A 10,797-nucleotide genomic window follows, 5' to 3' on the forward strand; every position below is an offset into this window, starting at 1 on the left:
TTGGGGGGGACTCTAGACATATGGAGATAGAACCGCAGTCAAACGACTATAAAATATCTTTAGGGGATCTTCCAACATCATTGCTTGACAATTCATAAGAGTATGGAAGAGCAACAACCTGACAATATGATCGTTTTTGATGGTATAAAAGTGTTACCTTAGCATCCTAAAGCTTAACCATATCTAGAAAACTGTTCATGCAATATCATTTTATTTTTGGCCTAAGAAATTCTTCTGTCCTTTTATCTTCTATAAATATTGATTTCGGACCATTCAACCCTTTCAGCATTTTTCTATTGCTATCACTACTGATGTTAATGGCATTTTTAGTAGTGATAGGGCGTTGAAAGGAGATATATCTTCTTTTTCTTTGATGATGTGAACTCGACGTTATCCATCAAGTGGTATAGCAAAGTAAATCAGACCAGCACTCAACGAGCAGCCTGGGTATTTTAACAATGTCAATGTCTGCCCCTGATATCTGAGAAGTCTGTAGTGTTACTGTATGCATTAAGGTCATTCAGTGATATCTGACGGGTTTCAAGCTATACCTGTGGTGTCGTTTACTTATCAAATCGTTTTCCAGCCGCTGAGCCTATTTGCAGACTACAAAGACTTTCATTGATGCAAATATTCGAAATACCTTGATAGTAGGCGAAAAATAGAGGTATACCTGCGCATTCGGCCAAATAGAACTCTTCAATCAATATTTATAATTAAGGTGCAAATTTAGTCTGTTTTGCAAAGCTAGAGGTTGCTTTAGCTTTGCAAAACAGACTGCAGTACATCGGCTCTTTTAGTGGATAATGAAAACATACCTTCCATAGAGATTAATCTTTGTGAGCATCAACACCTCAAATTTCATAGGCCTGAATTAGCAGAAGAACTGTGATGAGCGTTTATACCATATACTCTCCACCGTAAAGGAGAGGGTAATGTTAATTCTCTTTCCAGTAAAGGAGCGCTAACCAAAATTTCTTTTAATACTGTCTTTATAAGGTAGAAATTCTCTTACAATTCAATATTTTGACCTTATAAATCCACTTTTAAAGTGTATAGGAAAGTATATGAATTAACCCAGGGTTGATTTATAGAACAGCTAAAAATCATCCTCATTATCAAAAATATATACAGTATGATTCATCACAGCGGACACAATGAAGCGAAGAAGATTTTCACAGCTAGCAGGCAACTTTTTGGCGGGAGTAGCCTTATCAAGCTGCGCAAAAGGCCCAAAAATCTTGCCTAAGCAAAAGAATCTTGAGGGCAAAAAACTACAGATATGGTGGGAAGAAGGTTTTTATCCTGAAGAAATTGATTCACTTAAAAAAATAATTACCCAGTGGGAAAATAAGAATGAAACAGCCATTGAATTGACTATTATTCCACAAAAGGATATTCTCGCAGATCTTGAGAATGCTATCCAATCTGGGAATCCACCTAATATATTCTATTCAGGTTCAGGGGACCTAACCGTTATTCCTCGTCTTGCCTGGAATAGCCAATTAGTGGATGTTTCAGATGTCGTTTTGCCGCTTCAAGATCAATATAGTTTAAATGCATTAGTGGGTGTTAACTATCGCAATAGATCTAAGAAAAAAAGAAGCTATTATGCAGTCCCTTTAATGCAGTCAGCGATCCATATTCATTATTGGGAAGATATATTAATCAATCAGGTCGGCGAGAAACGAGATACTATCCCTAAAGACTGGAAAGATTTTTGGGACTTTTGGGTCCAAGCCCAGGATAAACTGCAACAAAATAACCAGACCGATATCTATGGATTAGGAATGCCCATGTCCCTGAGCCTAGATACGTATAACAACTTTGAGCAATTTCTAGAGAGTTACGATGCTCAGATTCTGGATTCTTCGGGGCAGTTGAATATCAATAATCCTCGAACTAAACAAGCCCTCAGTAAAGCGCTGGAAGCTTACACTCGTTTTTTCCTGAATGGACAAGTTCCTCCTGGTGCAATTGATTGGGACAATACAGGTAATAACGTTTCGTTGCTCAGTCAATCCAGCTTAATGACGGTAAACCATACCTTATCAGCCCCCGGATCTCAGCGAAATGATCCAGAAACATACTATCGTCGACTTTCTACAATCAAGTGGCCCAATAAGCCGAACGGGACATCTATGCGGTTTGTGGTAGAGCTTAAGCAGGCGGTTATTTTTAATCACTTAGATCATGTCAGTCAAGCCAAAGCGTTTTTAGCTTTCTTAGCTCAGCCAGAGAACCTCGCAGCCTATACCAAAGGAGCACAGGGACGCTACCTGCCCGTTATGCCTGCCCTATTCGACGATCCCTTTTGGCAAGATGCTAAGGATTCGCACATTTCGGTTGCCGTCGAACAACTACGAAATACTCGACCCGCCTACCAAGTCTTTAATCCAGCCTATGGAGAGGTGGCAGAGCAGAATGTTTGGGGTGATGTCATTCGTAAAATTGCGGTCGAGAATCTTTCGATTGAACAAGCAACAGAGCAGGCTATTGCTCAAATTGAAACGATTTTTTCAGAGTGGGAATAGAGCATGCATCGGATATCTCCGTTCACGGCAGTGGTAAGTATTCAAGAAGCTTCCTATCTCGTCCCCATTAGGCTTCAGTCTGGCAACCTCAAGTATCCCTCGACTCAGCTATGAATCAAAAAACAAACCCGATCCAGAACAGCTTGTCTCTGAAGCTGATTCTCCCTCTTTCAATTCTTTCCATTATTACAATTGTTGTTATTTCCTTGGGCTCATATATTTCCTCGCGAGAAACCTTAAAGCAGTCAATATATGATCGATTGAGTGTGGCCTCCTCCCTGAAAGAAGGAGAAATCGATCGGTGGTTTCAAGAACAACATCAAGATGTACTTGTTTTAGCCGAATTAGAAGCGGTTAGGCGGCAAACTCAACGGCTCTCTAGCCGCAATATTGCTAAGAGCAGAAACGAATTACCTTATACAGGGCTATCAAAGCTGTTCAAGGCTGTAGGCGCTAGAAAGTCAAATCTACAGGCAATTTCTATATTAAATACGGGTGGAATTGTATTGCTGTCCACCAATCAGAAACTAGAGGGAAAGTATCAGCCCCTGGGTGGCGCCACAACGTACTTTTCAGCAGAGGATAAAAATCCGAAGCCGACGATCTATCGTTCGCCCATTACTGGACAGCCCACGATTACCTTTGCAACGCCAATTTTGAATGCACTCAATCAAAGGGTGGGGGTATTGTCTGTTGCCTTGGACCTTAAGGAAGTGGATGAGCTGATCCGAGAACGGACGGGGCTGGGCACCACGGGAACGACCTACTTAGTGGGACGATTAGAACGCGAAAACACGTTTATTGCCTCTAGAGAATCGGACACTCAGATCTCGTCGAATGGGTTGAGGAGTCAGGCCATTGATGCTGTGACTCAAGGGAATGATGGCTTAGGTCTCTACCCTAATTATGCGGGGACACCCGTGATCGGTGTCTACCGTTGGTTGGATAACCAGAATTTGGCTTTAATTGCTGAAATCAGTCAGAGGGAGGCCTTTGCACCCGCTCGTATTTTGGCCAGAAATATCCTACTGTTCGGATTGGGGGCGACGGGGTTATTGCTGTCTGGAATCTACTTTTTTACGCGACGAATTACCAAACCCATCTTGGCAATTACTGAGGCTGCCATCCAGGTTGAGCAAGGGAATCTCAACCACGAGATTCCTGTTGTCAGCAAAGATGAAATTGGCATTTTAGCGCATGCGTTTAACCAAATGGCTCAACAGGTTCGCAACTCCTTTGGGACCTTAGAAGGGACCAATCAAGCCCTAGAAAGGCGTGTGGAGGAAAGAACATCTGAGCTACTGGAGGCCAAAGAGGCTGCAGAGGCTGCAACTAATACTAAGAGCCAGTTTTTGGCGAATATGAGCCATGAATTACGCACACCGCTCAATACGATTATTGGTTACAGCGAAATTTTAGAAGAAGATGCAGAAGATTTGGGCCAAAATCAGTTCGTCCCTGATCTCCAAAAGATTCAAAGTTCAAGCAAGCATCTGCTGGGCCTGATTGATGCCATTCTGGATTTATCCAAGGTTGAAGCCGGGCAAATGGACTTATACACGGAGAAAGTTGATATTTCCTACCTGTCCCAAGAGGTGTTAAATAGCATGCACCCCATCGCCCTGAGACATAATAATCACCTGATCTTCAATAACAACTCTAAGACCCAATATTTGCAGGCAGATCGGAACAAGCTCCGCCAGTGCTTACTCAACCTTTTAAGTAATGCCAACAAGTTTACTCACGGTGGAGAGGTCGCTCTTGCGATTAAGGATATGCCTCAGCTGGGGCAGGTTCATTTCATGGTTAAAGATACGGGGATTGGTATGACACCAGAGCAGATGAAAAAGGTGTTTGCACCGTTTACGCAAGCTGATCCTTCAGTGACGCGTCGCTATGGTGGTTCTGGGCTTGGACTTACCCTCACCCAACAATTTGTCGAGCTTATGGGGGGAACCTTACACGCTGAAAGCGAATATGGGAAAGGGACCCTTTTTACCCTCTCTCTCCCTGTATTGCCTGTCAAAAAGCAAGCGTCTGAAGGGCGCGATCGCAACTTCAAACCGAGTCTTGACCTCGCCTAACCCCACTTCCCGTCCAGATCGCCACGCCCATCAGTCCCCTTCCCTTGGCGGGATGGAATCATAAGGGCATCGCTGGGCAAAGTAAATCACGAATCGCTTCGTTCAGCGGATCTGCCACCAGAGGTTGCCAATCGCTCCCGGTGGGTTGACCGTTGATCTCTATATCTTGAAATTGGTTGGTAGCACAGTTATAGGCCGTCAGGTAATCTATCCGTTGAGGTGCTGACCGCTCATCCATGTAATAGCTTTTAACCGTGACTTGGGTGCCTGACCATTGAATAGAATCTCGATCAAAATATTGGCACACCAAACCCTGATCGGCTGCAGCACCTAATTCCCAGGTCACCGCGGTTGCTGGGGTTGCGGCGAGTAACAGCTCTGCGATCGCTAATACAACGACCACTATTCCTATGCCGATGCGTCTCATCCTTCACCTTTAGCGCTAGGGAACCTTTTGGCCCGTGGACACACTGATGACCAGTCCCTCTAGGCTAACAGCTGAGTCGGTCTCTCTTGCGGCTGATTTTCTAGAATTCAGAAAAATATAATGTCAAAGTGATATCACTTTGTTACCGTATTGATATAGATTCAACTGAGGTGGTGTATGAACGCAACGCAAGAGTCCTCCACATGGCAGATTGGCGGTTTCTGGGTCATTCTTATTGTGTTGGGATTGATGGGGATGGGCAGTTGGTATTTACTCCCCTTTGTATTGTTCGAGCAGCCCCTGAGTACCCTTCATCTGTGGCTTGCATCAGGGATGTGGGCAGTGGCGGGGCTATTGTTAGCAGGCTTTTTCTTAGTGGACCCCAATCAAGCACGGGTCATGATTCTCTTGGGCAAATATATGGGCAGTATTCGAGAGCCTGGATTTTATTGGACGATTCCCTTCATCATTAGTAAGCGTCGCGTCTCTCTACGGGTTCGCAATTTCAACAGTGAGACCCTTAAAGTCAACGATGCTCAGGGCAGTCCCATTGAAATTGCTGCCGTTGTCGTTTGGCGAGTTGTGGATTCAGCCAAGGCTCTGTTGGATGTAGAAAGCTGTCGGGACTTTGTCGCCATCCAAAGTGAAACGGCCCTCCGCAGTTTGGCTAGCCGTTATGCATACGATATTTTCGATCATGCCCATGAATCTTTACGGGGCAATCCCGATCAAATTTCTGACCGACTTAAACAGGAGGTACAACGGCGTTTGGATGTCGCTGGGGTCGATATTATCGAAGCGCGCATCACCCACTTGGCCTATGCCCCTGAGATTGCTCAAGCCATGCTTCGTCGCCAGCAGGCCATTGCCGTGATTGCCGCAAAGGAACGAATTGTGGAAGGTGCCCTAGGGATGGTAGAAATGGCGTTGCATCGTCTAAGTGAGCAGCAGGTGGTGGACTTGGATGAAGAACGCAAGGCCTCTATGGTCAACAACCTCCTGGTTGCCCTTGTTTCTGAAAGTTCAACACAGCCGATTATTAACGCTGGAACCCTATATTCGTGAGTAAAAAGAAGCGCTTCTTACTACGACTCGATCCCACCCTCTATGACACTCTGGAACGCTGGGCGGCGGATGAACTGCGCAGTGTCAACGCCCAAATTGAATTTCTCCTCAAAGAGTCCTCACGTAAAGCGGGCCGCAGCAAAGAAAACTCACAAGAGAGTGCTCAAGAACCCGACCCCAAACTTTAATCCCCAGTGCCACGATATTCCCAGATGTCACCCTTCCAAGAACGAAAGCGTCTCCAATCCGTTAGAAATATCCCCAGTGCCCCGCCCTCATCCCAAAAGCTCCTTATAACGGGGGCTAGTGGCTTTCTAGGTTGGCATCTCTGCCAGGCTGCACAAATGAACTGGCAAGTGTTTGGCACCACTCATTCCCATTCGGTTCAAGTGCCAGGCTGCTCAATGATCCCCTTGGATTTACGAGACTTTGCGAGGGTTAAACAGGTTTTACAGACGGTCCAACCCAACGCTGTGATTCATGCTGCAGCCCAAGCGCGCCCCCATATCTGTCAAATGGAGCCTCAATCCACATTCGCAATCAATGTAGAGGCCTCTTGGTCCCTCGCCGGACTCTGCGCTGACCAACAGATTCCTCTAGTGTTTGTCTCAACGGATTTAGTGTTTGATGGCCATCGCCCGCCTTACACTGAATCGAGTGCGGTCTCTCCGGTTAACCATTATGGCGAGCAAAAGGTTGCCGCTGAACAAGGGATGCGGCAACGATATCCTCAGGTCGTGGTTGCACGCATGCCGCTGATGTTCGGCTGTGTTCCTTATGCTGACAGCTTTATCCAAGCTCTGATGCAAAATTTGCGATCGCACCATCCCCTACAGCTATTTGAGGACGAGTTTCGGACCCCTGTGAGTGGCATGGATGCGGCGTATGGTCTGCTATTAGCCTTAGAACAGGGCAAAGTGTGCCTGCATCTAGGGGGACCAGAACGATTGTCAAGGTATGAGATGGGGCAACAGTTGGCTGATGTGTTGGGCTGCTCAAACACGCTATTAGCAGGTTGTTCACAAAAGGATGTTTCCCTCGCAACCCCCCGTCCTGCAGATGTTTCCCTAGATAGTTCTCTTGCCTTTAGTTTGGGTTATGCACCGCAGTCGTTTCTGTCTGGACTCAAGCGGCTATTCGCGAACCCTTGATCCCAGCGAAAGAAAACTGATTTTTTAGACGGATAGGAACCCACTACCGTCCTGATCGTCAACACTGGCATGGGATTTATTGATACGGGGAATACACAGTCAACCGTTCAATCAAATCTAGAAGGTGTGAAAAACATGTTTAGTGCTCCCCAGCGCCTGATTGCCACTGCTTGTTTAAGTTCTGTAGTGGTGCTTGCTCCTGTTCAGGTGCAATTTGCTGTCGCTCAAACTCAATTTACGGACATTGATACTTCTTGGGCTCAGCCGTTTATCAACACACTGGCACAGAAGAATATTATCAGTGGTTTCCCAGATGGCTCTTTCCGGCCAGATCAACCCGTAACCCGAGCCCAGTTTGCGGCTATCGTTCGCCAAGCCTTTAATACTTCAGCGACTCGCCCTTCTCGCCCTTTTACAGATGTACAGTCTGGCTACTGGGCTGCCCCTGCTATTGATCATGCTTACTCTACAGAGTTTTTATCTGGCTATGCGGATGGGACGTTTCAGCCCGATCAGAACATTCCTAAAGTTCAAGCTCTAGTCGCTATTGCGAGCGGCTTAAAGATTCAGCCGGTCGGTTCAGTGGATAGCACCTTACTGCGATATTATGATGCTGCCCAAATTCCCAACTATGCCAAACCTGGCGTTGCTGCAGCAACTCAACGCAATATTGCGGTGAATTATCCCAATGTTGCCGCTTTCAATCCGAATCAACAAGCCACGCGAGCTGATATTGCGGCCTATATTTATCAAGCCTTGGTGAGCCAGGGCCGTTTAGCCCCGATTGGCAGCAATTTTCCCGCCCATCAGTATATTGTCCAAGGTGGCTCTTTGCCCGCCACTCCAACAGAATCGGGTACCGGAACCCTCGCCGTTGGGACCACTCTTCCCGTTGAGCTAGAGGGGGCAGAGCCTGGTGCCAATCTCGTGATGACGGTGGGAGAGAATGTTGAAACGACCTTTGTGGTGGCTGAGGATGTGGTCAATCCGAGCCAACAGGTAGTCATCCCCAAAGGCAGTAAAATCGTGGGGCGTTTTCAACCTTTTGAAGTCGATAAAACCTTGGGAACTCAATTTACAGCCAGCAAGCTCGTAATTGGGAATACGCCTTATACGCTGAATGCGTCATCTATCCCGATTCCAGCTCGCAAAAAGAGTTCACTGAGCGTGGCCGATTTAACCGGCAGCATCACGACCTTAGCGGCTTCCGCAGCGCTAGATTCTGCTATCAGCGGCAAGGTGCGCGTGGGGGCTTTGGTTCCAGGGATTATTCAAACGGGTCAAACGGTTGGCAAACAAGTGCTGGGCAAGTCGGATACCAGTGATGAGGTGATCTTAGTTGAACCTGACTTAATGGGATTGAAACTAAACGCAGATTTTGAGTTTCTACCAGGGGCAACAACTGCCTACGTTGATCCTTCCTCCACCAACTTATATCAGGTGGACAGTGGAACGAAGGTTAATCTGGCAGCTCAGACCGATAATGCGAAATATGTGATGGTGCCCGGTGAAACGATTGCGGTTGAGTTAAAAACAGCGCGTTCCATCTATAACCAGCAGAATCAAGTTCTTGTGCCTGAGGGGAGTCTCGTCAGAGGCCAGATTGTTCCGATGACGATTAATGGTCAAGAGGGGGCTCAGTTTGTGGCCAATGAAATTGTTGTGGGGACTCAAACTTACCCCATCACTGCGGTGTCGGATGGGATCGCCCCTTCCTCTTTACAATCTTTGAGTCCAACGGATTTTCAAGGCAATGTCATTGCTTCCCCAGAAGCCAGCCAATCTCTGCGTGGGGTGAGTACCTCTGATCAGGAAGAGACAAGTACAGGTGGTGATTTCTTGGGCTTAAGAAATCTGATTGGTGGAGGACGATCTAACCAAAAAGTGATTGTGTTTAACCCCACCTCATTGCAAATGGAATTTCAGGCACCTCTAAGTCTGGATAATTTGAATGATTTGAATAACCCTAACACCCAAAATACCTCCAATAACTAGATCTGAACGTCCTCCTATTTCTCTAACATCAAACCCTTGTTGATGAAGTGATATAGGGGGACCCATTCTTTATGGGTAATTTCGCAATTAGTGGTGCTTTGGAACTTAGTAGGAGTTTGCCTATTGGCTGTTCTAACAAAAAAGTCAATTTACCATTCAGTACAGGGAAAATAGTTGCCTATCAGTGCTGTCGAGCCGCACTATTAACTAGTGAGTTGCAAACCAGAAATTTAAATGACTGACTGCATACTTGCCATATGGCAATATACTGCAACGACCAATGGCTCAGCTATTGTTATTCCTGATGGGTGTAGAGACGTTATCCTGTCCGTGCCGCTGGACGACCGACCGACTTGGCGGATCACTGCTTTAGATACTCAGACTCGCAAGGTTGATGTTCGCCAAGGCGTTAACTTGATAGGGGTTAGGTTAAAACCTGGCACTCAGATTCAAGAACAGCAACTCCTCAACACCTTATCTACTTGCATCAATGATCAGGATATAAGGGACCCCATCAATCACTTTTGCAATTTGAGTCGAGAGGTTGCTGAATCCCTTGACTGTCTAAAATCTCAACCCAGAACAGTGACGTCAGCGGCAGCCTGGCTAGGTGTAACCCCTAGAACGCTGCAAAGGACAATCACAAGTCAGACAGGGCAACCGCCTCGTTTTTGGCTCCAGTTAGCACGAGTCCGGCAAGCTGCCCAAGCATTGCAGACCTCTCTACCGCTCATCGACATTGCCAATGCTCATGGATATGCAGATCAGGCCCATATGAGCCGCGATATCAAACATTGGTTGGGCCTTTCACCTACGGAACTAAGCTCCGATACAGAGCAGTTCGAACGCCTGACAGACTTAGGTTATGGTTAGGTTGCTACCGGAGAACAGATCTCAATCAGAAAACCATTGGGATCCGTGACATAGGCTGTCGTCTGTCCCCAAGATTCCTCTCGAATATCCTGCTGTAAAGCAGCACCAGCCGCCAATGCGCTTGAGAGATCGGCGCGAACATCATTAGACTCAAAAGCAATCTCAAATATGGGTGCATTGGCTTTTGCTCGAGATGGAGACTTGCCTAAGTCTTGCATCAATTTTAGTGATGAAAACGAGAGTGTTGTATTACCTGTATTCAGCTCCCCATAATCTCCGCTTTCGTGCAAAAATTGCTGGTCAAACCCAAACGCACGCTTAAAAAAGTCCAGGGTTGAGGCAACGTCTTCCACATAGAGAATCGTGTATTTAAACTTCATTAGAATGTAGTCATTCGCAAGTAGAACGATTTGAGGATACTGAAGTTTAGCTCGATAGTCTTGAATATATGCGACATTTCCTTAGGCACAACAACTGGGTTTACGGTTGTCAAACAGCCAATAAAAAAACAGCCCCCCAGTATACTGGAGGACTGCCTCTTAACATAATAAGGAAATGACTCAAGCAGAACCCTAGTGCAGCCTGGCTGAAATAACCATTCAGCAGTGGAGCGCTCTTATTCTTAGCTAGGCTGAGAATATGTCCTACGCTCAGGAGGCCGCTCCTCT

General features: G+C 46.3%; 9 protein-coding genes. 7 read left to right on the top strand and 2 right to left on the bottom strand.

Annotated features, from left to right (window positions below):
• The first annotated feature begins 1,241 nt into the window (after positions 1-1,241).
• On the top strand, positions 1,242-2,534 hold the full coding sequence (locus tag Q0986_RS03720) for an ABC transporter substrate-binding protein (protein WP_299404075.1): 1,293 nt from the start codon (positions 1,242-1,244) through the stop codon (positions 2,532-2,534).
• 110 nt (positions 2,535-2,644) lie between these two features.
• Complete coding sequence (locus Q0986_RS03725) at positions 2,645-4,618, top strand: sensor histidine kinase (protein WP_299404080.1); 1,974 nt, start codon at positions 2,645-2,647, stop codon at positions 4,616-4,618.
• A 58-nt stretch (positions 4,619-4,676) separates the two neighbouring features.
• On the opposite strand, the gene Q0986_RS03730 is transcribed toward Q0986_RS03725, so the two are convergent.
• Positions 4,677-5,045 carry a hypothetical protein gene (locus Q0986_RS03730; RefSeq protein ID WP_299404083.1) on the bottom strand — a complete coding sequence of 123 codons (369 nt, stop codon included), beginning with the start codon at positions 5,043-5,045 and terminating at the stop codon, positions 4,677-4,679.
• Positions 5,046-5,222: 177 nt separating this feature from the next.
• On the opposite strand from Q0986_RS03730, the gene Q0986_RS03735 reads away from it, so the two are divergent.
• The 5 genes from Q0986_RS03735 (at position 5,223) to Q0986_RS03755 (ending at position 10,129) form a co-directional block, all read left to right on the top strand.
• Positions 5,223-6,110, top strand: coding sequence for an SPFH domain-containing protein (locus tag Q0986_RS03735; protein ID WP_299404087.1), 888 nt, complete (start codon positions 5,223-5,225; stop codon positions 6,108-6,110).
• A complete protein-coding gene (locus Q0986_RS03740) occupies positions 6,107-6,298 on the top strand; it encodes a hypothetical protein (RefSeq protein WP_299404090.1) in 192 nt (63 codons plus the stop codon). The genes Q0986_RS03735 and Q0986_RS03740 overlap by 4 nt, the downstream gene beginning before the upstream one ends.
• A gap of 24 nt (positions 6,299-6,322) precedes the next feature.
• Entirely contained in the window at positions 6,323-7,261 is a 939-nt protein-coding gene (locus Q0986_RS03745) for an NAD(P)-dependent oxidoreductase (RefSeq protein WP_299404093.1), read from the top strand.
• A gap of 135 nt (positions 7,262-7,396) precedes the next feature.
• Positions 7,397-9,256: an S-layer homology domain-containing protein gene (locus Q0986_RS03750; protein ID WP_299404097.1), complete on the top strand. Its 1,860-nt coding sequence runs from the start codon at positions 7,397-7,399 to the stop codon at positions 9,254-9,256.
• Positions 9,257-9,490: 234 nt separating this feature from the next.
• Positions 9,491-10,129, top strand: a complete 639-nt coding sequence (locus tag Q0986_RS03755) for a helix-turn-helix domain-containing protein (RefSeq protein WP_299404101.1) — start codon at positions 9,491-9,493, stop codon at positions 10,127-10,129.
• Here the strand turns inward: Q0986_RS03755 and Q0986_RS03760 are convergent.
• Positions 10,126-10,509, bottom strand: coding sequence for a VOC family protein (locus tag Q0986_RS03760; RefSeq protein ID WP_299404105.1), 384 nt, complete (start codon positions 10,507-10,509; stop codon positions 10,126-10,128). The two genes, Q0986_RS03755 and Q0986_RS03760, sit on opposite strands and share 4 nt — an antisense overlap.
• Between the last annotated feature and the right edge of the window lie 288 nt (positions 10,510-10,797).

The organism is Acaryochloris sp. IP29b_bin.148 (assembly GCF_028285565.1).
Lineage (GTDB): Bacteria > Cyanobacteriota > Cyanobacteriia > Thermosynechococcales > Thermosynechococcaceae > Acaryochloris.